This is a genomic window from Pantoea sp. SS70 (assembly GCF_029866845.1).
GTDB classification, from domain to species: Bacteria; Pseudomonadota; Gammaproteobacteria; order Enterobacterales; family Enterobacteriaceae; genus Pantoea; species Pantoea leporis.
Genome location: NZ_CP117199.1, coordinates 1,142,158 through 1,164,708, shown reverse-complemented (window position 1 = coordinate 1,164,708; position 22,551 = coordinate 1,142,158). Strand labels below are relative to the sequence as shown.

At 53.3% G+C, this 22,551-nt stretch carries 19 protein-coding genes; all 19 read left to right on the top strand.

Going from position 1 to position 22,551, the window contains the following annotated elements; all coding sequences use genetic code 11:
* Positions 1-26: 26 nt before the first annotated feature.
* Positions 27-509 (top strand): tellurium resistance protein TerW, encoded by a 483-nt coding sequence (locus PO881_RS05270; protein WP_192236659.1) that lies wholly within the window; start codon positions 27-29, stop codon positions 507-509.
* A 556-nt stretch (positions 510-1,065) separates the two neighbouring features.
* Entirely contained in the window at positions 1,066-1,722 is a 657-nt protein-coding gene (gene tssL, locus PO881_RS05265; protein WP_280172560.1) for a type VI secretion system protein TssL, short form, read from the top strand.
* 36 nt (positions 1,723-1,758) lie between these two features.
* On the top strand, positions 1,759-4,143 hold the full coding sequence (gene vgrG / locus PO881_RS05260) for a type VI secretion system Vgr family protein (RefSeq protein ID WP_277974628.1): 2,385 nt from the start codon (positions 1,759-1,761) through the stop codon (positions 4,141-4,143).
* Between the two features lie 2 nt (positions 4,144-4,145).
* Positions 4,146-4,883 (top strand): DUF4123 domain-containing protein, encoded by a 738-nt coding sequence (locus tag PO881_RS05255; protein ID WP_280172559.1) that lies wholly within the window; start codon positions 4,146-4,148, stop codon positions 4,881-4,883.
* A 5-nt stretch (positions 4,884-4,888) separates the two neighbouring features.
* The gene (locus tag PO881_RS05250) at positions 4,889-5,674 is read left to right on the top strand and encodes a YceK/YidQ family lipoprotein (protein ID WP_280172558.1); all 786 of its coding nucleotides are present in this window, start codon (positions 4,889-4,891) and stop codon (positions 5,672-5,674) included.
* Positions 5,671-6,198 (top strand): DUF3304 domain-containing protein, encoded by a 528-nt coding sequence (locus PO881_RS05245; protein WP_280172557.1) that lies wholly within the window; start codon positions 5,671-5,673, stop codon positions 6,196-6,198. Before PO881_RS05250 ends, PO881_RS05245 begins: the two co-directional genes overlap by 4 nt.
* Complete coding sequence (locus PO881_RS05240) at positions 6,183-8,492, top strand: DUF2235 domain-containing protein (protein WP_280172556.1); 2,310 nt, start codon at positions 6,183-6,185, stop codon at positions 8,490-8,492. The genes PO881_RS05245 and PO881_RS05240 overlap by 16 nt, the downstream gene beginning before the upstream one ends.
* Positions 8,489-8,752: a PAAR domain-containing protein gene (locus PO881_RS05235; RefSeq protein ID WP_192236665.1), complete on the top strand. Its 264-nt coding sequence runs from the start codon at positions 8,489-8,491 to the stop codon at positions 8,750-8,752. The genes PO881_RS05240 and PO881_RS05235 overlap by 4 nt, the downstream gene beginning before the upstream one ends.
* Entirely contained in the window at positions 8,749-9,885 is a 1,137-nt protein-coding gene (locus PO881_RS05230; protein WP_280172555.1) for a hypothetical protein, read from the top strand. The genes PO881_RS05235 and PO881_RS05230 overlap by 4 nt, the downstream gene beginning before the upstream one ends.
* A complete protein-coding gene (locus PO881_RS05225) occupies positions 9,866-13,192 on the top strand; it encodes an ImcF-related family protein (protein ID WP_280172554.1) in 3,327 nt (1,108 codons plus the stop codon). Before PO881_RS05230 ends, PO881_RS05225 begins: the two co-directional genes overlap by 20 nt.
* A complete protein-coding gene (tssJ, locus tag PO881_RS05220) occupies positions 13,189-13,710 on the top strand; it encodes a type VI secretion system lipoprotein TssJ (RefSeq protein ID WP_280172553.1) in 522 nt (173 codons plus the stop codon). Before PO881_RS05225 ends, tssJ begins: the two co-directional genes overlap by 4 nt.
* Positions 13,711-13,739: 29 nt before the next feature.
* The gene (locus tag PO881_RS05215) at positions 13,740-14,342 is read left to right on the top strand and encodes a CDP-alcohol phosphatidyltransferase family protein (RefSeq protein ID WP_280172552.1); all 603 of its coding nucleotides are present in this window, start codon (positions 13,740-13,742) and stop codon (positions 14,340-14,342) included.
* The gene (locus PO881_RS05210; protein WP_137385335.1) at positions 14,335-15,264 is read left to right on the top strand and encodes a phosphatidate cytidylyltransferase; all 930 of its coding nucleotides are present in this window, start codon (positions 14,335-14,337) and stop codon (positions 15,262-15,264) included. Before PO881_RS05215 ends, PO881_RS05210 begins: the two co-directional genes overlap by 8 nt.
* Before the next feature lie 9 nt (positions 15,265-15,273).
* Positions 15,274-15,906, top strand: a complete 633-nt coding sequence (locus PO881_RS05205) for a lysophospholipid acyltransferase family protein (protein WP_280172551.1) — start codon at positions 15,274-15,276, stop codon at positions 15,904-15,906.
* Positions 15,903-17,657, top strand: coding sequence for a bifunctional alpha/beta hydrolase/class I SAM-dependent methyltransferase (locus PO881_RS05200; protein WP_280172550.1), 1,755 nt, complete (start codon positions 15,903-15,905; stop codon positions 17,655-17,657). The genes PO881_RS05205 and PO881_RS05200 overlap by 4 nt, the downstream gene beginning before the upstream one ends.
* Position 17,658: 1 nt before the next feature.
* Positions 17,659-18,978, top strand: coding sequence for a phosphatase PAP2/dual specificity phosphatase family protein (locus tag PO881_RS05195; protein ID WP_192414099.1), 1,320 nt, complete (start codon positions 17,659-17,661; stop codon positions 18,976-18,978).
* Entirely contained in the window at positions 18,963-19,364 is a 402-nt protein-coding gene (locus tag PO881_RS05190; RefSeq protein WP_192414097.1) for a hypothetical protein, read from the top strand. Before PO881_RS05195 ends, PO881_RS05190 begins: the two co-directional genes overlap by 16 nt.
* Before the next feature lie 7 nt (positions 19,365-19,371).
* A complete protein-coding gene (gene tssF, locus PO881_RS05185) occupies positions 19,372-21,156 on the top strand; it encodes a type VI secretion system baseplate subunit TssF (RefSeq protein WP_280172549.1) in 1,785 nt (594 codons plus the stop codon).
* Positions 21,153-22,181: a type VI secretion system baseplate subunit TssG gene (tssG, locus tag PO881_RS05180; protein ID WP_280172548.1), complete on the top strand. Its 1,029-nt coding sequence runs from the start codon at positions 21,153-21,155 to the stop codon at positions 22,179-22,181. Before tssF ends, tssG begins: the two co-directional genes overlap by 4 nt.
* Positions 22,182-22,551: the final 370 nt, after the last annotated feature.

Here is a 22,551-nt window from a genome sequence, read left to right as displayed (position 1 = left end):
ACCACTAACGCAGGCCTCAATCGACCATGCAACTCAGTACCCGACAGACACGCGTATTCATGCTCGCCTCACTGCTCAGCAGCGGCAAACCGGTTGCATCCAGCCGTATTCTCGCCTCGCTAGACTGCTCCGAACCCACGCTGACGCGCGCGCTAAAAGAGCTGCGTGAATCCTGGTCTGCGGAGATCAAATACAGCCGCCTCACCCACTGCTACCAACTCACTGAACCCGGCAAACTCGATAAGAAAAGCCTGCGCCATATTAATGAAGCGCTCAAACTTAATGCCGAACTGCAACAGAGCGAAACCGTCAGCCGGGTATTTCTGGATAAAGAGAAAAAGAAAGCGGTGTCGCTGTCGTTGAGGATGTCTGTTTTAAGGAAGATCGACCAGGTTGTGCGATTGAGTGAAACGACACGGAGTGATGCGGTGGAGATGCTGGTCGAGAGCGGGCTGGATGAGTTGATTGAAAAGTTAGTGCTTAAAAAGAACGAGTTAAAACGGCAGTAATATTTCAGCAGTGGTTTAACAACATTGAGTGGTGGGATGTATTGCCGACGCACTTCAGCGATACCAATCTACCTCAGGCCCTTAAATTTTTGCTGGACCTTATAGACCTTGCCAATGTCCCCTAACCTGCCAAAACTGTTAACGTAATCACGTTTCATCGATCGTTATTTTCATCCTCAACATTCACATCTTCGCACCACATGTTTACTCACGCAGAACAGCCTTCCCCTTTATTAAATTATCAAAAATCGTTCAAAATCAGAATGTAAAATAAAAAACCGCAGTTACTGAATCGCATTAGGATTACTAGTAATGTCGAGTGAAAATCCTTGCTTAAAATTGGAATCCTGTTTCACAAACTCAAATTGTTAGTTTGATCAACTATCACTCCTTGTAATATCCTCAGGGCCGTTGGTAGGTGGAGATCGCTCTTTCAGGGCAGCGAGTCCACCTTTGCTCGGCTAAGTAAGCAGCGTGAGCAACAGCCATTTCTCGATTGAAATCGGTAATTGGATTAATGGATTAACAATGTTCAGGCGTTACCAGGAAGGTGCCCATGACGTTTTCACAACACAACATCACAGCGAATACTCTCGATGAGTTGATGCAGGATACCTGGCTATTGGCGCTCGCGATCCGTAATGGGCAATCCATCACGATTGATGATGCACTCTATCAGCGCTGCTTCAATACGATTCAACAGGTTCAGCATCACCTCACGACAGCGGGAGCATCAGCTTCTCTCTGCGAAGAAATCAAATTTGCGCACTGCGTCTTTCTCGACGAACTGATCATGACCATTCCGCAAGCTGATATCTCTGCCTGGTGGAAACGCACACCTTTGCAGGGGCACTTTCTCGGGCACCTCATTGGTGGTGAGCAATTCTTTGACCGCGTCAAAAATCTGCTTCGTGAACCTGCAACAGCTCAAGCCGCTATTAGCTGCTACTACAGAATGTTGCATTTGGGTTATGCCGGAAAATACCGAACGGAAGACGATGAGGAGCGCCAGTTGCTGATGCAGCAGCTAAAAGCGCTAATGCCGAAGCAGATTGGATCTGCCGACTCAGCAATAATTATCCAGCGCTCGAAACATAAAATATCTTTCTGGCAACGTTCTCCGTGGCTTATTCGCAGCAGTGTGCTGGTTGCCATTATTCTCGCCACTTTCATCATGAACGGTCATCTGCAATATCTGTTAGTCAAAGGGTAGGCTTCAGGCAAACAAATTTCAGGAAGGAATCTGTAAATGGGCAAGAAGGATTTTGTGATTACGGCTGGCAAGACGCCGATATACAGCCACTATCAACTGAGCATCCAGACGCTGAAAAATCAGCGTCCCGATATTCTTTTGTCAGTGCTGCGTTTTAGCGGTGAAGAGGCATTAAATTCGCCGTGGAAGTACAGTATTGAACTCACCAGTGCTACACGCGATATTCCCGCCGATATTCTGATTAACAGCACGGCCCAGTTATTGTTTTACCCTGACGGCCAACCCTGGCAGTCAGTGGAACCCCGCATTTTGCGCGGTGTAGTTACCGCTTTCCAGCAGTGCGAATCCTCTGCTGACCAAACACGTTATGTGGTCACGCTGGAATCGCGCCTTGCGCTGCTAAAAAACAGCCTGACCTATGCCGTTTACCAGCATAAAAGTGTACCGGGTGCGGTAGAGGATATCCTTAAACGCTGGGAATACTCCTCGCTGGATTATCACTTTCGCCTGAATACTCAATATCCTATTCGCGATTTCTATATCTCATATGCGGAGAGCGATCTCGCCTTTATAGAGCGTCATCTGTCGCGCATTGGTGTCTTTTATTACTTCACCTGGGATGAAGAAAACCACCGAGATGTGCTGGTACTGGGTGACAGCGCGCAGGCCTATGGTGCTGAGCAAAGCATCGTCTTTCGCCATCCGTCAGGGTTATTTGATGGCGGCCTGGAATCTCTCTGGGATATTTCCGTTAATCGCCAATCCGTTGCCGCCAGCACACGACTCAATGATGAGTATTACCGCAACGCGCAAAATGACATGCAGGCGCAAGCGGAAACCGATCCTGATAAGCCTGCGCTTACGGGAGAGCTGTATCGCTATGGTGAAAACTATCAGTTGCTCGGCAAGGAGTACCAGGCTCTACCGGAACAGGGACAGTGGTTTGTCAGACGTCGCCAGGAACGCCTGATCACCGAGCAGGTCACTTTCGACGGTATGAGCAACGGCATGGATATCCGTCCGGGCATGGTGATCTCGCCACAAGGTAAAGAGTGGCCAGACGCGCCGGATGGCCTGCTGGTAGTGTCTACCTCATCAACCCGTATTTCGCGCGATACCGCCTATGTTATCCGCTTTACCGCTGTGCCCGTTCGGCCGCAAAGCACTTATCGTCCACCGTTGAAAAGCTGGCCGCACATTGCAGGCACGCTGCTGGCTCGCGTCACCAGCCCGGTAGAAAATGCGCAATATGCAGAACTTGATGAACATGGCCGCTATCGGGTGCGTTTTCAGTTCGATCTAAACGAATCCTGGCAGTCTGGTTTTGAAAGTGTACCGGTGCGGCTGGCGAAGCCCTATGCAGGCAATGTCTACGGCTGGCACTTTCCACTGATAGCCGGAACGCAGGTGATGATTGCCTTCACCAACGGCGATCCTGACAGACCTTTTATTCTCTGCTCGGTACATGATTCTCGCCATGAAGATCATGTCAATCTCTATAACTATCAACGCAATGTGCTGAGGACGCCGGCGAATAACAAACTCCGCTTTGAGGATCGCCGTGGATATGAGCATGTCAAACTGTCGACGGAATTTGGCGGTAAGAGTCAACTCTCACTCGGACATATCGTTGACAGTTCACGTAGCAAGCGCGGCGAAGGGTTTGAGCTGCGTACAGACAGCACCGGTACGCTGCGAGCCGGTAAAGGCCTTTTCCTGACAGCTGATAAGCAGACCACGGCAACCGGGCCGGTGCTGGAAATGACACCGGCAATAAGCCTGGTCAAAGGTGCGATCAGCCAGATGAGCGGCTGGCAGTCGATCACTCAGTCGCACCATAATCTCCAGCCTGATGTCACGCATCTGAGGGCTTATCTGGCCGCTGTCGACCAGCTCAAATCCCCTGCCATGTTGCTGAGTGCGCCAGAAGGCATTGGCGTTGTCAGCCCCAAAAGCATTCTGCTCAACTCAGGCAGCACTCTGCATCTGCAAAGCCAGACGGAAACCAGCATTGCCAGTGGCAAACGCATTCAGGTCAACGCCGGTCAGGCGATTTCCCTGCTGTCGCAGCAGGAAGGGATTCGCATGGTGTCGGGCCAGGGCCCGCTGACGGTGGAATCGCACGGCGATACCCTGGGACTGACGGCGATGAAAGATATCAGCGTGCAGACCGTTCAGGGTGAACTGCGCCTGACCGCGAAAAACGGCATTGTGCTGGGATGTGGCGGCGCAACCATCAGGATTACGCCGCAGGGTGATATCCAAATTCATTCGCCGGGTAAAACCAGCATCCGTGGCGTTCATGCCTGGAATTCTCCTGCCAGCGAAGAAACAACGCTGCCTGATCTGCCTAAATCCGTGTGCAAAGAGTGCCTGAAAAAAGCGCAGGAAGCCGCGCTGGCTTTTGCGCCAAGGGGATAGCGATGACGGACATGAATAATGGATGGTTGAAACAGGCTAACGCGCTTTGCACTGCTGCCGGACAGGATTATCTCGATGTGCTGGTTGATCAGGCTGGCACAGCACAGCCGCTGCAACAGGCGCTGAACCAGATTAACCCGCCGTTACGCTGGTTCGAGCTGTTTGCGAACACGCCTGAAGCGGCAACGCCAGAGTATTCACCGCTGGTGATGCGATTGCATTTTAGCATCAGCAGCCACCAGCGCTGGCTTGAACAGCTGGTGGAACACTTCTCCACGACACCGCGATTGACGTTGCTGATATCGCCACTGGCATTCGACCTGCTGAGTAGCCATTTGCAGGCACTGTCACAGGTTCACTGGGAAGAGCAAACCGGTTTACTGCGCTATTACGACAATCGCGTATTTCCCTCGCTACTTGAGCACGTCCTGACGCCAGAGCAGCAGGCGGCTTTCACCGATATTGCGCTGTTCTGGGGCTGGCGAGATCGTGATGACGAGGTGGTATGGAAAACCGGTACCTGGAACCCGGGTCGACAACTTGCTGATGCGCCAGAGATGCACCGCATGAGTGATGAGCAGGTTGAGCTGATGGGATGTATCAGTGATGCCGAGGCGCTGATGAAGGAGCAGGCAACTTTGGTTCCCTCACGAGAGGAACACTTTGCGCAATGCCTGGAAATAGCTATTAAAGCAAGCCGGGCGGGATATATAGGCGATCTACTGGACTATAAGGAATAAAGCGAATGAAAAAATGGATATTTAGTACGCTGAGCAAACAGTTAATCTGCGCAAGTTTGTTTGTGCAGCTAGCTGGATGCGGGACATTGATGCGCGGAGAAAGTAGCGAAAAAGTTTATCGCGGAGTTGATACCGATATACGCATTACCACTAATGCATTCATGTGGTTATTTAGTGGTGGAATTTTACCCGTTTTCTCAATTATTTCGATGCCCTTTGATGCAGTGATCGATACACTTTTATTGCCTGTCGATCTAGCCATCAGCAATTCGCCTAAAGTTTATAAACAACCCGCGGAAAATTATGTCCCAGTTTTTGCCGTCAATATGACGGGTCAACCAGACGTTGATTATACTATTCGAAAAAAAAGCACTGGAGAAATACTTACTCAATCCCGAACTAGAATTATCCCTCAGGCTGGTAGCGCATCAGGAAAACTTAATAAAGCATCCCTGATGACAAAGGAGAATCCATCTGTTGCTCCAGAATCTGTGACGATTAGCTGGGATGCTGGAACAAGGCTTCTACAAGCAGAGACGACGGATATCAGCGACTTCACTGAATCATATACTCCCGATGAATCTCTGCTTAAAGCCGCAAGTATCATCGCAATATTTATGCCTTGCAATCGAGTCATGCTGGTTAATTATGAAGATGAATATTACAACTACGATTTCATTCATAAGCAAGCCATACAAGATGTTTTCCAGCAATTACAGTCATTGTCCGAGCGTTCTCAGTGTTCTGCTTCAGGACAGATAACGTTAATGATGGAAGGAGCTTGGAAATGAAAAAGAAAACATCCGATTGGTTGAATAAAGGATTGTTTTTTATCGTTGCTTCGATACTTTCAGGTTGCTCGCAGGCCAGCGTTGATGACGGCTATACCGCTGGCGATCTTCGTGCAGTCAACCATGTTGAGGGACAGGGTATAAATGGGTTTTCAGTGAATGGATACCACGTTCCAGGTTTAGGCGGTGGATATTGCTGCATCATGCTTCCTGAAAAATGGACGCCTGATTTGAAAGCTCGGGTTGAATGGGAAGTTGATCCTCATATTGCACCACCACCACCCAGTTATAAAGATTGGGACAATTATTTAGTTTGGGAAAAACAACTTAAAAGCAGTTTTAAGCAACATAGCGCCATCGTTAATATTCCGCAGTATGGCAAGGAACGCTGTGGACTAACTGTGCACTTTCTACCCTGTAAACAGGTTAAGGTGACAACCGCATGCTCTGGATACGGTACATCGGGCTATCCGGTTAAAGAGCCTATTAACATGAAGGAGCCTGCTACATGTCCCGTGAAATGAATTTAGCACTGCCATGTTTTGCACCACCGCAGTTCCCTGATAGTGGTCGTTTGTCGCTTAGCGAAGCGCAAGTTAATGCCAATTATAAAAAGCAGATTCAAGAAGAAATTGATTACCGAGCCAACCTTGCCGAAGAAACTGGGAAGAAAGGCGTCGTACCTTGCTGTAGAACCCTAAATATCAGTCTATTTTTCGATGGCACGGGAAATAATGAAGAGAACGATACGCGTGTAGCTAAACCAACTCATCCGACCAATATCGCTAAATTGTATCATGCGACCTATCAAAATGCTGATGATGAAGGCTATTTTCGCTATTACATTCCCGGTGTTGGTACGCCATTCCCAAAAATTGGCGAAATGGATTACAGCAACGATGGTCTTGCTTTCGCCGCAGGTGGAGAGGATCGAATTAACTGGGCGTTGCTCAGATTAGTGGATGCGTTGACTTATGCCGTTACCAAAGGGGCTAAACGCCTTGATGATGGCCTGGCTAAAGGAATGCTGTCCAGTATGCAGGCTCGCGGAGCTTTTTCAGGGGAAGTGAACCGACGTAATGCGATCAATCCCTTGTTAAAAGCGTTAGAAAGTCAGGCAGCGCAAACTCAGCAGCCCCACCTTCTGGGTATTAAGTTGTTTATCTATGGTTTTTCTCGCGGTGCTGCTGAAGCGCGAACCTTTGTGAACTGGTTAACCCAGTTACCCGACCCCAAGTTAAAAAACGATCATCTGCAACTTGCTGGTTTACTCATCAGTATTGAGTTTCTGGGATTACTGGATACGGTGGCATCTGTTGGGGCTGCTCACATGATGCCGGGTGCAGCAGGACATATGGGCTGGGCGGATAATAGTCAGCAATTACCTGATGAGCGTAAATTTCCTGGATTGATTAAGTGTTGTCGGCATTTTGTTGCCGCACACGAACAGCGCTTATGTTTCCCTCTTGACTCCGTTCGTCGCCCTGATGGCAGTTACCCGGCCAACACTCAGGAGGTCATTTATCCTGGAATGCACTCAGATGTTGGCGGCGGCTATCCTCCAGGGGATCAGGGAAAATCATGTAATGGCACAGGTGAAATTCTATCGCAAATCGTTCTTCACGATATGTATGCTGCAGCATTCGAGTCCGGCGCTCCATTGCTGGTACATCCCTCCGCAATAACCTTACTAATTAAAGATATCTCTCCATCACGCGTGATGTCTGGTGATTCTGTTACTGAGTTTGCTGTTGCACCTATGTTAGCCAAACGCTTCAACATCTGGCGTCAAACCCTGCTCAACACAACCCTGCAAGGCAGCGAAGAGCCGGGAGATACATCAGAAGACTATCGCGCCTATCAACTTTCTCAGACACTTGAAAGCGCGCTGATCGATCAGATTGGCTGGATCACCGCGTGGCGCATTGGCCGCTACGCTCACGGCAGTATGCTTCCTCAGGGCGATAAGTTTGCCCACAGTTTCTTTAACAAAGCACCCCAGCTAACTCCTGAAGGACTTAAAAAAGAAGCGGATGACCATAAAGCAGCGGTAAAAGCGCTTAACTTACGGCGAGCAGAAGCCAAAAAGAGCCGCTTGCCGCTGGACGAAAGCTTGCAGGGCAAGCCCGATCTTGATCCGACTAACGCCCAATATCAACTCCGCGAAGCTGCGCGTGAATTCCAACACGACTATAGGCTGTGGCGGCGAGACATTAATGGTGGCTTGATAGATAAAACTGCGCAGATCGTTCTGGATGTGATCCCCAAGCACGCCATCTTCCTGATCAACGGTGACGATGAAGACGCGGAATACGCGCAGATGAAAGCCGATGGCAATCGTCGTTATCCGCAGCTGTTTATCGACAAGCTGGGCACCGGCATTCGTACTCAACCGCGTGCTGACTTGTTAGCCCTTTACGATGAACAAATTCACGATTCCCGCGCCTGGTTTATGCAAAGTGCATTGGGGGGACGTGAACCCTGGGGCGGTTATTTCCGCTATCGCATGATTTACTGCGGCAACCAGACCAATAAGAACCTTCGCCTGATTTCCGTCGAAGGCAAAGTAATTAACGCCGCGCCAACCTCCAATAACGTCATCTATTTTATCGAGCCGAAAACCGCTTATAACAATGTGACTTATAAAGTGAAGGATATGGCGACAGGTATCGTTCAGACACTTACTCCACCAGAGGCAACCACCCAACCAGGCACCGCAGTTGCCCTGGCTCGCACCAGTGTGGTGAGCGAACAGCACCAGGCCATGATGACCTCTGCCGTCGATATGCTGAAATCATCGGGAGCGCGAGTGGTATGACGCTTAAAAAACTGGTACGCGTTGGCGATAAGCTCAAACCTTACGGTGGTGAAGTGCTCAGCGGGAGCTTTGACGCATTTGGCAAGCCGGTGGCCTGCGTCAATGACAAAGCGAAATGCAACGAGCACGGCATGACCACCATTATTCAGGGAGCAACCAACAGCACCGTAAACGGTAAAGCGGTGGCGCTCGATGGGCATAAATGCGCCTGTGGTTGCACGCTGGTCAGTTCCCTGCCGGACATGGATGTCTGCGGATGAACCAACCGCCGGTTTATGCCGATTACGCCACCATTTATCCGGTCCGCTGGCGGCGCTGGTGGGTGGCGTTGCCCGTGCTGCTGTTTATATCAGCGATGACCACCATTCTGTTGTGGCCGGAGGGAAAACCGACCCGTTCGCCGCTTTTCTGGTTCTGCGCGCTGGTCTTGCCGCTGCTGTGCTGGTTGCTGGCGGTGACGCTGCGCTGGTTGGTATGGCTGCAATCTAGCGATAACCGCCGCACGCACTATGCAGAAACCTCACTGGCGCTGGATGCCTGGTGGCGAAAGCGCAGCCAGGCCTTGCCAGTTGAAGCCGTGTTGCTGGTGACGCCAGCCGGAGAAGACGCATCCGAACATCTGGCGCTGTTGTCACACTCAGCAGACGCCCCACAACCGGGCATCACTGCGCAAGGTTATGCTACGTTGCGTTGCCCACGGGTGCTTAACAGCGCCCGCAGTCGTCCTGTCATGCTGGCGGCTTATCTCGCCAATCGCCTGGTGACGCATTTTGCTCAGTCAGGTAATGCACGCCCAATCACCCATCTCTGTTGGCTGGGTGATGACCAAAGTCTGCTCGCCTTTCGCGAAACGCTACTGGCAGCGGGCATGACGTTGCCAGAGGAAACCCTTCGACTCATTGCGATTGATGGCGCAGATACCGTTATCGATCTCTTCGCCACTACTGCTCCGATTTTGCTGCTGTGTGCCGGAAGTGGCGAAGGATTGGCTGATTGCACCCCGGTTGCCGGGGAAGCCGCCTTTGCCTGGCTCTGCTCGGCGCAGGGGACTGCGCTGATGCATCGCTCGGAGTGCTGGCAGCCGGCGTTGGGTGAAACGGCCACTCTGATCGTCGCACAGCTTTCCCGTTATGCCGGATTAAGTGATATGCCGGATACGGTGATCGCGGCAGATGCCCCCGCCATGGAAGCATTGCTGGAGGGCGGCTGGTCCGCGCTGGATCACGTACTTGCCCCATGGCTCGGCCATGCCGGGCAAATCACACCGTTTACGTTACGGTCGCTGGCGCTGCTCTCGGCGCTCAACGGCCAGTCCTGCGGCTGGATCGCCGCGGAAATGGAATCTCAATACATTACAGGAGTTTGTATTCCCCGTGGAAACCTCCCGCACTAATTCCCGGCACTCGCTGTTCTGGCTGGTTTGTGGCTATTTGCTAGCCGTAACCCTGCTGGTGCTGACTGGCGCAGGGCTCTATTACTTCGCAGGCAGCAGCATTGATCTGCCGGAAGCTCTGCCGCGCCAGATTGCTTTCTGGTCATTGATGGTCTGGCTGGCGCTGGTGTGGTTCTGTCCTCTGTTTATTCTCGCCTGGCGCGGGCTGGTGCGACTCAACGCGCGTGAGGCTACGGGCTCGCAGAAACAGCGCCCTGCCGAGAATCAGTGGGTGCAGGAGATCATTACCCAGATGCGCTACCAGTATCGGTGGCGTTGGCGTAGCCGGGTACGCATTCTGCTGGTGGTCGGCGATGAGCATCTGGTTGAACGGAGTATTCCCGGCCTGACAACTCAACACTGGCTTGAGGGGCATCATACCTTGCTGCTCTGGCACGGCAGTCCGCAGGAAGATCAGCTACCCGCGCAGCTGCGGGCGTTACGCAAAATTCGCCGCCATCTGGCCGATGCGGTGGTGTGGGTAGTGAACGCAGAGGCGGAAATGACTCAGGATGTGCTGGATACCACGGCTCGCCAGATGCAGAAGCGCTACAACCTGTTGGGCCAGGATATCCCACTATGGCTGTGGGAGATTCACGCGCCCTCTCTGCATAATGCCCCCGCGCAGGGGATCGGATTTACCATTGCGCAAAGTGATAGTGCGGACGATTACCGTCAGTCACTGGATGATCTTGAGCACCAGTTGGTTGAGCGCGGCATGCAGCAAATTGAGCGTAATCGCCAGCACAGTTTTTTACTGGAACTGGCGCACGTGCTGCGCAGCGGTGGCGCGGATCGCCTGACCCGAACCTTGTCGCAGCTCTCCGCAGGCGCAAGAGCGCTGCCGCTGGCGGGAGTCGTGCTCAGCCAGCCGGAGATCACCGGAAGCGCTTCATTGCGAAATGCCTGGCAGCCGGGAAAAGCCTGGCGGGATTTACTGGCGCTACGCTGGCGCAGGCCGCTAACTAACGGTGCCTCATGGCGGAAAACGGTGCTGACGCTCTGCTCCTGCCTGCTGGTGATGTGGATGGCCTGCCTAGTGTTTTCCTGGATTGCCAATATGCGTCTTATACAGGCAGATCAGCAGCTTGCCGCCGCCGCAACAGATTTCCGTCAGCCGCTGCAGCAGCAACTTTCAGCCTTGCGCGAGTTGCAGAGAGAGATCGAGCGTCTGCAGCATCGTCAGCAATATGGTGCGCCCTGGTATATGCGTTTTGGCCTCAGCCAGAATGACACACTGTTGGATTCGCTGTGGCAACAATGGCAGCAGGCGGCCATGCCGCTGCTGCGTGATGCCTCCGTCAAGCGCCTGGCTACGCTGATGAGCGGCTGGCGTAACCTGCCGCCCGATAGCCCGCTGCGGGCCGATGAGGCCAAAAGCATGTATGACCTGCTGAAGGCGTACCTGATGCTGGCACATCCCGAACAATTCGATCCGGCGTTTTTCAGCGCCACGGTAATGAAGGTCTGGCAACGGCGTGATGGCATTCCGGACGCAAGCTGGCGCAACAATGGCGGCGCTATGCTGGCCTTTATGATGACGAATCTGCCTGCGCACCCAGAGTGGCAGTTACAACCGGATATGCGACTGGTCAGCAGTATGTGCTCAGCGCTGCTGCGTCAGATTGGTGCCAGCAATGCGGAGACCTCGCGCTATCAGCAACTTATTGAGCAGGTGTCCCGTGATTATGCTGATATGACACTCAATGAGATGGTCAGCGGCACCGACAGCAGCAGGTTGTTCAACACCGATGAAACCGTGCCCGGCGTCTTTACCCGTAAAGCGTGGGAAGAGGCAGTAGAGCCTGCGATTGAGCAAGCGGCGAAAGTGCGTCGCGATGAAATTGACTGGGTGCTGAGTGATAACAAAACGGCCAGCAATATTGATGTCTCTGCGGATACGTTGCAAGCGCGGCTGACAGATCGCTATTTCTCCGATTACGCCGGAGCCTGGCTGAAATTTCTCAATAGCCTGCAATGGCAGCGGGCGGAGAGCCTGTCAGAATCGATTGAACAGTTAACCCTGCTGGCCGACATACGCCAGTCACCTCTGATTGCACTGATGAACACGCTGAATGTGCAAGGCCGGACGGGGCAAACTGGCGGTAATCTTACCGATTCGCTGGTGAGCTCTGCAAAGAATTTGCTCAGCAGTGACAAAACCCAGGCCATCGCCAGACCACAAGGTGCACGTGGCCCAATGGATGACGCCTTTGGACCCTTGCTGGCGCTGACCGATACCGGCGCAGCGGCTAAAGATAGCCTCAGCCTGCCAACCTTCCTGACGCGTATCACCCGTGTTCGGCTGCGGCTGCAGCAGGTCACCAACGCGCCGGATCCACAGGCCATGATGCAGTCGTTAGCATTAACGGTGTTTCAGGGCAAAGCCGTTGATCTCACTGACACCCGCGATTACGGCAGTCTGATTGCTGCCAGCCTCGGACAGGAGTGGAGCGGGTTTGGTCAGGCGATATTTGTCGAGCCGATGGTGCAGGCGTGGGAGCAAGTGCTCAGCCCCACTGCTGAAAGTATTAACAGTCAATGGCAGAACGATATTGTAACGCCGTGGGATCAATCGTTTGCCGACCGCTATCCGTTTGCTAACCGACAAAGCGACGTCTCCTTACCGCATTTAGCGCAGTTTATGCGTACCGACACCGGACGTATCGCGCAGTTCGTTAACAGTCGCCTCGCTGGCCTGCTACGGCTTGAAGGGGATCGCTGGGTGCCGGATGCCATGAACAGCCAGGGACTGACTTTTGATCCTGCTTTTCTGAATGCGCTGAATAAACTGACGCACATCGCGAACACCGCATTTGTCCGGGGAGATGTAGAGCTGCACTTTCAGATGATGGCAAAACCTTCCCGCGACGTGGTGGAATCGGAGCTGACGGTGGATCGCCAGAAGCTGCAATATTTTAACCAGGAAGAGAGTTGGCAAACGCTGAACTGGCCTGACAACCGCTGGCAACCGCAAACCACGCTGACCTGGCGCAGCACCCATACCGGAACCCGCATTTATGCCGATCACCCTGGAAGCTGGGGCCTGATCCGCCTGCTGGATAAAGCCCGCATCACCAATCTGGGGAACAACATCTATCGTGTTGCCTGGCCGACGCCAGACGGGCTGGCACTCAACTATCAGATACGTACGGAGCTCGGCAGTGGCCCGCTGGCGCTACTCGAATTGCGCGGCTTCCGCATGCCTGCGCGGATATTTATTTCCGCTACGCAAAATGAAGATGCGTATCAGGGAGGTGAACAATGAAAGTTCGCTTCGCTCATATGTTGCTGATTTTGCTGTCGCCAAAGTTGCTGAGCAGTTGTGGAGCGTGGCAAAAAACCAAACAGGGAACAGCAAGCATTGCCGATGCCGTGTTTTATCGTCAGGTCAACACCCTGCACCTGACCTTCACTGCGCGCACGGCGATCAATCAGGACGACGCCCAGCAGTCGATGCCTTTGCGCCTGATTATTTTGCAGCTCAGCACGCGTCAACCTTTCGATAACGCCGAATACAGCAACCTGCTGGCACAGCCAGATCGGGTGCTGAAAGAGAGTCTGGTGGCGCAGCGGCAAATCAGCATCATGCCGGGACAAAGCGTCAGCCTCGATATGCCAATGGAGAAGCAGGCGCAGTTTGTCGCAGTCGTGGGCTTGTTCCGCCAACCAGACCGGGAGCGCGGTACATGGAAACGGGTGCTGAGCCGTGAGGAGCTTGATGCGGATTCACCACGCACGATTGAAGTAAGGGATAACACCCTGAATTTGGAATTATTGAAGTAACTATTCAATTTAACGGCAGGAGCCACAAAGTGACGCTATACGATATAAAACCGAAGTTTCAGCATTTATTAAGACCGCTGGTCGTCAGGTTACATGCGCAGGGTATCACTGCGAACCAGGTAACCTTGTTTGCCATGCTCACCTCTGTAGTACTGGGCGCATTGTTGATGCGTTTCCCCGATCCACGCTTTTTTATCACCCTGCCCGTTTTCCTGTTTTTCCGCATGGCGCTAAACGCCATTGATGGCATGTTAGCCAGGGAATTCCATCAGCAATCCACCCTCGGGGCAATCCTCAACGAGGTGGGTGACATTATCTCCGACGCCGCACTCTACCTCGCTTTTGCCTTTGTTACTGGCATCTCTGCCTGGTGGGTTGTGCTGGTGGTGCTGCTTGCCTGGCTGAGCGAATTTTGCGGTGTGATGTGCCAGACGCTGAACGGCATCCGAAGCTACCGTGGCCCGTTAGGCAAAAGTGACCGCGCATTTATCTTTGGCGCTCTCGGCCTGACTATTGCGCTGTGGCCGCAGTCTATCGGCTACGCTAACGCAGTGTTTGCCATCGCCGCCCTGTTCCTGTGCTTGACCAGCCTGAATCGCTGCCGCAATGCGATGGAGGCGAAAAATGGCTGACTCCAGACACCTGCTTTATTACTGCCTGGGCGGTATCTTCGGTGTTCTCATGCTGGCGACGCTGATTATTTTTGTGCTGAGAAAGTGCCGCCCACAACGCAACTGGCTGGAATTGCAGCAGCGCGTTAATAGCTGGTGGGTGATTATCTGCCTGTTCTCGTTAGCAATGCTGTCGCCGAAGTGGCTGGCGCTAACCTTTTTCGGCTTCATCAGCTTCCTGTCGTTAAAAGAGTATCTGACGCTAGCACCCACGCGGCGTTCTGACAGTATGCCGCTGCTGTGGATGTATGCCGCTATCCCTGTGCAATATCTCTGGACCGGCATGGCCTGGTACGGCATGTTCATCATTTTTATCCCGGTTTATGTCTTCCTGTTCCTGCCCGCTCGCATGGTGATTGCCGGTGATACCAAAGGTTTTCTGCACTCTGCGTCGGTAATGCACTGGGGCATGATGACCACCGTGTTCGCTCTGAGCCACGTTGCCTACCTGATGACTTTACCCGGTGCCGATGCCAGCGCCGGTGCGCTGCTGGTTTTCTTCCTCGTGGCGCTGACTGAGTTGAATGATATTGCCCAGTATCTGTGGGGAAAATCGCTGGGCAGGATTCGCGTGACGCCCAACGTCAGCCCGAATAAGACGCTGGCAGGTTTGCTGGGTGGCATCTTTACCACCATGTTGCTGGCCGTGATTCTTGGTCCACTTCTGACACCGATGAGCTTTCTCCACTCGCTGGGTGCTGGGTTGATTATTGGTGCAAGCGGCTTTTGCGGCGATGTGGTGATGTCGGCGATCAAGCGCGATTTTGGTGTGAAGGATTCCGGCAAATTGCTGCCCGGACACGGTGGCATTTTGGATCGACTCGATTCACTCATCTACACTGCGCCGCTGTTCTTCCACTTCTATTACTACTTCTACGTGTAGGAGGCGCACATGAACCGCATGCTGCGCTGGATCTTTACCCTGTGCATCGCTTATCCGGTGGTGTGGATCTGGCTGGGTGTCGCCGTGGCCAACCGCAAGAAGCTACCGAAAACAGGCCCGGCGATCATTGTGGCAAACCACAACAGCCATCTTGATGTGCTGACGCTGTTCACCTTGTTCCCCCTCTCGACATCAGTGGACGTACAGCCGGTGGCTGCGGCTGATTACTTCCTGAAAAACAAAGTGGTGGGTTGGTTTGCCCTCAAGGTGATTGGCATCATCCCGGTATATCGAGGAGCACATCAGGCTAATCCATTGCAGGCCTGCGTCGATGCACTGGCGGAAAAGAAAATCGTGATTATTTTCCCGGAAGGCACGCGCGGCGAGCCGGGGAAACTGTCAGAAATTAAATCTGGCCTGTGGCATCTCAGCCAGCAGTGCCCGGATGTGCCCATCATTCCGGTCTATATGCACGGGCTGGATCGCTCAATGGGTAAAGGTCAGAAAATACCGGTTCCGTTCTTTATCGATATTTATATCGACGATCCGCTGCGTTATCAGGACAACAAGGCCGAATTTAAAAGCGCGTTATTAAATCGTTTTGTCGAATTACAACAGCAAGCCATAAGGAAATCATCATGAGCCAGGAAGCACGTTTATTTCACGAAGGATCTTTTTCAACCAGCGACGGTGAATCTCTCTATTTTCGCCACTGGCCCGCGCAGGATGCGCAGAGCAAAAAAGTGATTGTGCTATTTCATCGCGGGCATGAGCACTCCGGACGTTTGCAGCATGTTGTCGATGAGTTACTTATGCCGGATGCCCATTTTTACGCATGGGATGCGCGTGGACACGGACATTCGCCGGGAGAGCGAGGTTATAGCCCAAGCCTGGCTCGCTCAGTGCAGGACGTCGATGAATTTGTTCGCTTTGTCGCTGAACAAGCCAGGGTGAGCATTGAAGATATTGTTGTGATTGCGCAAAGCGTCGGTGCGGTGCTGGTCGCTACCTGGGTGCATGATTACGCACCTAAAATTCGCGGTATGGTGCTGGCCTCTCCAGCGTTCAAGGTGAAGCTGTATGTGCCTTTCGCACGCACGGGATTGGCTATGCTGCAACGTATTCGCGGTCTGTTTTACGTGAACTCTTACGTCAAAGGGAAATTTCTCAGCCACGACCCCGAGCGCATTCGCAGCTTTGAGCAGGATAAATTCATCACCCGTCAGATTGCCGTGAATATTCTGCTGGATCTGTATAAAACGGCGGAGCGTATTGTTGCTGACTCTGCCGCCATCACCGTGCCAACACAGCTGCTGATTTCCGGCGATGATTTTGTGGTGCACACCAAACCGCAGAAAAAATTCTATCAGGGGCTGCGTAGCGCCATCAAAGAGCAGCATATTCTGCCCGGTTTTTATCACGATACGCTGGGAGAGAAGGATCGCCAGCTTGCCTTCGATAAAATGAAGCCGTTTATTGAACAGCTTTACCACGCTGCGCCTTACACCTTCGATTACAGCCATGAAGATCAGTGGAGTCCGGGCGCTGATGCGTACCGTGAGTTGCAGGCGCCACCTAAGCGCTGCTCACTACAAGGTGTGTCCTACGCTTCATTAAGTTTTGGCATGAAAACCATTGGTCGGCTGTCAAAAGGCATGCGCCTCGGATATGAAACCGGCTTTGACTCTGGCAGCACGCTGGATTATGTCTACCGCAACACGGCTGAAGGCACCGGCATTATTGGCCGTATCATCGACAGGCAGTACCTCAACAGCATTGGCTGGCGCGGCATTCGCATGCGCAAAGAAAATATCCAGCAGATGATTGCGCAGGCCGTAGCAAAACTGCAAGAGCACAATTTGCCGATTCGCGTAGTCGACATAGCCGCCGGACATGGCCGCTACGTTCTTGATGCACTAGAGAAACAGCCGGGAATTGAAAGCATCTTGTTGCGAGATTACAGCGATCTAAATGTGGAGAAAGGCCAGGCGATGATTGAAGCGCGTCAATTAGGCCATCTCGCGCAGTTCAAAAAAGGCAATGCCTTCGATTATGACTCGCTCGCCACACTCGCGCCTGCGCCGACGCTGGGGATTGTCTCCGGCCTGTATGAACTGTTCCCGAGCAACCAATTAATTAAAACTTCGTTGGCCGGGTTGGCAGCAGCCATTCCGCCGGGCGGCGTGCTGGTTTATACCGGGCAACCGTGGCATCCGCAGTTGAAAACCATCGCATGGACCTTAACCAGCCATCAGAACGGTATTCCCTGGTTGATGCGCGTACGCAGCCAGAAAGAGATGGATACGCTGGTCGAAGAAGCTGGATTTGAGAAATGCCACCAGCTGATCGATGAGTTTGGCATCTTTACCGTGTCGCTGGCGGTAAGAAAATAGCATGACTGAATCGTTGCTGACACAACGCCCTTTTCGCCCCTGGAAACAGGGGCTTTGCTGGCTGATGTTGCTGGGACCACTGTTTTTCCTCAGCTACGGGCAGGTGAATACCTACACCGCGACCCGCAATGATGTGGAAAGCCTGGTGTTTGCCTGGGAACGTTCGATTCCATTTGTTCCCTGGACTATCGTGCCTTACTGGAGCATCGACCTGCTTTACGGTATTTCACTGTTCACCTGCACATCAAGACAGGAGCTGACGCGTCACGGCTATCGCCTGCTTGCAGCATCGCTGGTGGCGTGTGCAGCGTTTTTACTTTTCCCGCTGAAGTTTACCTTCACGCGCCCGGAAACCCAGGGTGCCTTCGGCTGGTTGTTCCGCCAGCTTGAACAGTTTGATTTACCCTATAACCAGGCCCCTTCGTTGCACATTATTCTGACCTGGCTGCTCTGGCTGCGCTTTCGCCAGCATCTGAATCGCAATGCAAGAATCTTTGCGGGCGGTTGGTTCCTGCTGATTGCTGTCTCGGTACTGACCACCTGGCAGCACCATGTTATCGATGTCATTAGCGGGATTGGGGTCGCGGTCATCATCAGCTACCTGATTCCGATTAGAGGAGAATGGCGCTGGCAGCGGCCAACTCTGCACGCGCAACGTCTCGCAAGCAAATACGGCCTGGGTGGAATGCTGTTTTTACTGGCGGGGATAGCGATTCCCTGTGGTCATTTGCTGTTGTGGCCTGCCATAGCGCTGCTGGCGGTGGCTGCGGGCTATGCCGGGTTGGGCGTGACGGTGTTCCAAAAAAACAGTTGCGGCAACTTATCCCTCTCCGCACGCCTGGTGCTTTTACCCTATCTGACAGGCGTGAGGATTTCCCGCCGCTGGTTTTCCCGACATAGCGCGCAAAGTAATGAGATTGCCGCTGGCGTAGCGCTGGGCAGGTTTCCGGACAAGGCGCAGCAAGATTTTGCCGTTTTTGATCTGACCGCAGAATTTCACAAAGGCAACCGGAGCGCACAGCGATGGCAGGCCTATCCGCTAATGGATCTGCTGGTGCCCGACATTGCGCATTTGCGCACTGCAGTAAGACAGCTCCAGCAACTGCACCGGGAAAGTGACAAGGTGTTGGTTTGCTGCGCGCTGGGTTTATCGCGCAGTGCCACAGTGATTGCGGCGTGGCTGCTGGCGGAAGGACATGCAGCTTCTGTCACTCAGGCCGTTGAACTCATTAAGTCCCGACGCCCGCAGATTGTTCTCACCCCTGCACACATTGCAATCCTCGAAGCCTTTAGCAAGGAACAGCTATGTCAGACATCATGATGACCAAACGAATTGTGCAAATTCATCTGGCAAGCTGGCGCTACTTTGCCGCGCTGACACTGCCGCCACTGGCGCTGATACTCAGCCTTTTCTACTCCGCGCTGAGCCTGCCGTTAATGGTGTTGTTCTTCATCACACACTACTACTGCTGGCGTTTATGGCTCGATGAACGGCTCTTCGCATTGCTCAACAACGAAGACGACCTTGCTGAGTTTGACCGAGGCATGGCGCAGCTATGGCCGAAAAAATTTGCCCGCCCGCGTTCTATGGCTGATCGCCTGCACGGAACAAGAGTCATGTTTTACCGGGCAATGATCTCACTGCTGGTGCTGTGGTTGGCTTCACTCTGCTCAGTGAGTTATCTGGCACTCACGCTGGGTGAGTAGGTGAACCATGAACGACCATGATTTTCTGGAATATTTCGACAGCGAAATGCGTTATCTGAAAGCCGCTGCGCAGGAGTTTGCGGAGCAGTATCCGGAGGCGGGACGGCGACTGGGCGTAGACGGCAAATCTCTGAAGATGGACGACTCGGTCGAGCAGCTGTTTCAGGGTTTTTCGCTGATGATGGCGCAGATGCGTCGCAAGATTGATGACGATATTCCGGAGCTGACGGAGCCGCTGCTTGGGCATCTGCTGCCCGTGGTGAACCGCACGCTGCCATCAATGTCTGTGGTGGAACTTACGCCCGATAGCGTCGCTCAGGTACGTGATGCGGTGCTGCCGGAAGGTACAACGCTGCTGACCCGACCGATGGATATCACTGGCCTGCGCTGCCCTTATCGCACGACCGATGCGTTGAAATTGCATCCGCTGACGCTGGGCGAGATAACGACGCCCTTCCATCCCGATGGACACCAGATGATCTCCCTGCGGTTTACACTCAGCCCTCAGGCCGATACGAGCCAGGTCGATCTCAGTGATATTCCGCTTTATATCAACGGAGATCGCCCAGTGCAGTCGCTGCTATACCATGCGCTGACCTGTCATCTGCGCAACATCACTTTTCGCCTGCCGCAGAGTGATAACCCCGATCCGCAGCCATTTAGTGGCGACATCCGTGCCCGCTGGCAACAGCACTGGCGTCCGGTCTGGCCGGAAAGCGACAGTCCTGCACTCTGTGGTGAAGTGCGCCCGCTACTGGAATATTTCAGTTTTCCGGCTCGCTACGCCTTCTTTACTCTTTCGGGGCTAAACACACTTCTCTTCAACGAACGCTGCCGCGAGGTGCTTCTCGATATTCACCTTAGTCAGCCGCTTCCGCATGATATTTCCCTGCCGGCAGACGCGCTGCGCATTCATTGCGTGCCGGTGATTAACTTGTTTACGCTGAACGCCGAGCCGCTGAAGGTGAAGCCTGCGGTGCTCGATTATCGTCTGCGTCCTCACCGCCTGCGCGATCAGCACACTGAGATTTACAGTGTTGATGAAGTTGCCGCCAGCGAAACACTGGATAAGCGGCGTTATGTGCCGTATCGGCACTTCCGGCAAAAAGGGGGCATGTTGCAACGCAAAGAGTCGTGGCCGGAGCGATATTTCCATACGCGCATCTGGCGTGGTGTCAGCGGTCTTTATGAAACCTTGCTGATGTTGGGTGGCGATGCAAGCGAGACCGATCGGGGCGAGGATGATGCCACGCTGTTTATGAACATCACCTGCACCAATGGTAACTATCCGCGTATGGCGCTGGAGAAAGCCGTATTTGATGGAAGCGCGGTCACCGGCAACCTAACGTTGCAGTGCACAACGCGTCATCCCCCTTCTATGCCTTACTACCCGCCAACCACGCAGCTGTATCAGTGGCATGTGATATCGCTGCTGCATCCGCGCGCGCTGAGCCAGATGATTAACGACGCTGCAAGCCTTCGAGCCGTGCTGGCTCTGTTTGACTGGAGCAATGACGATAACAACCGCCGTCGCATCAGCGGTATTCGTCACGTCAGCTGGCGTCAGGACTATAACGCCTTGTATCACTGGCACGGGGTGCGTATTCGCGTGGCGCTTGATGAAACCCAGTTCAGCGGCACCGGCGATGCCCGCCTGTTCTGCGAGCTGCTGGAACAGTTCCTGACGCAGTACGCCAGCGTGATGCGCTTTACCCAGCTGACGGTGCTGCTGACCGCGTCGGGCACCGAGTGGGCCTGGCCGGAGCGGCGCATTGACAGGGTGCTGATGTGAGCGAAGAAAACAAAAAGCCGTTCTGGCTAGACGATAACGGCAATGACCAGACCGCGCAGTACAACTTCTACCGCTTCTGCCAGTTGCTTGAGCAAACGACCGGCAGCCGCCTCGGCACGGGCCGCACGCCAGAAAGTGACCCAGTGCGTTTTCGTCCCAATCCGCATCTGGGCTTTCCCGCCGGGGAGCTAAAACGCACGGAAATTGACGCCGATAACCCTGATGCGATACCAACGGTCCGAACCAACTTCTTCGGCCTGTACGGCGTGGATTCGCCGCTGCCCACCAGCATCATTAATGACATCAACCAGGGACGTGACGGCGCTGATGCGATGGCCGCGTTTCTGGATATCTTCAATCATCGGCTGATGACGCAGTTTTACCGCATCTGGCGCAAGTACAGCTATCCGGCAACCTTTGAGCCAGGCGGTACCGATACGGTTTCGCAAAGCGTGATGGCGCTAACCGGCATCTACCATAGCGGCGACCAACCTTCATCACCCCTGCTGGCGATACTAAAACCGCTACTGCACACCACGCACACAGCTGAAGGTATTGCAGCGGTGATACGCAGCCAGGCACCGAATACGAAGGTTGAGGTTTTCGCACACCATCCGGTGACGATGCCGGTGGCAAAACGCGCCCGGCTTGCAATGCGCAGTGGCATGACGCTTGATCAGAATCCGATACTAGGTGATGAAACCCGCGTGGCTGATTACTGCTCACGGGTAGAGCTTTCAACAGACGATCCTGATGAAGCGAAAGGCTGGATGCCTGACGGGCAAATCCGGCAGGACGTGATGGCGCTGCTGCGTACCTATCTGGGCTGTGACTATGATTTGCGGTTTTGGCTGACGATTCCCACCCGATTGCTGCCAATGCCGCGGCTAGGCGATTCCGGGTTGTTCAATGGATGCAATATGATGCTGGGGCTGAGGGAGGAGAATCAGAGTGCGATGCCGGAAACGGTGCGCATCCGAATAGGACGTTTGCGTGAGGGAGATCGAGAGATTACGCGAGCTTGACTTCTGCTTATCTTTTAGGTTGCTAATGCTACGATTTTCGGGCTGGATGACCCCATCCGAATTTGCCGAAACGTCTGCCGGTTGCCAGAATAAGCAACCAACCTGAAGCCGGTTATTCCTGATTATGCCTGTATCATATTCGGGGTCAGGGTCAGATGAAGAGATGACTAACATCGGGGTTTATTAATCAACCGAGAGCAGGTCAAAAAGAAGCTGTAAGAGTAGGAGTTCCTGTTGAAATGCTTTGTACAGCATTGAATATAATTGTTGAGCCTCTGAAATCGAGCCTGTCAGTTTTAAAAGACATATCCCCGAAAGTGATAGAGTTGATTAATGATAAAGATCTCCCGACCTATACTTTTAGACCCTT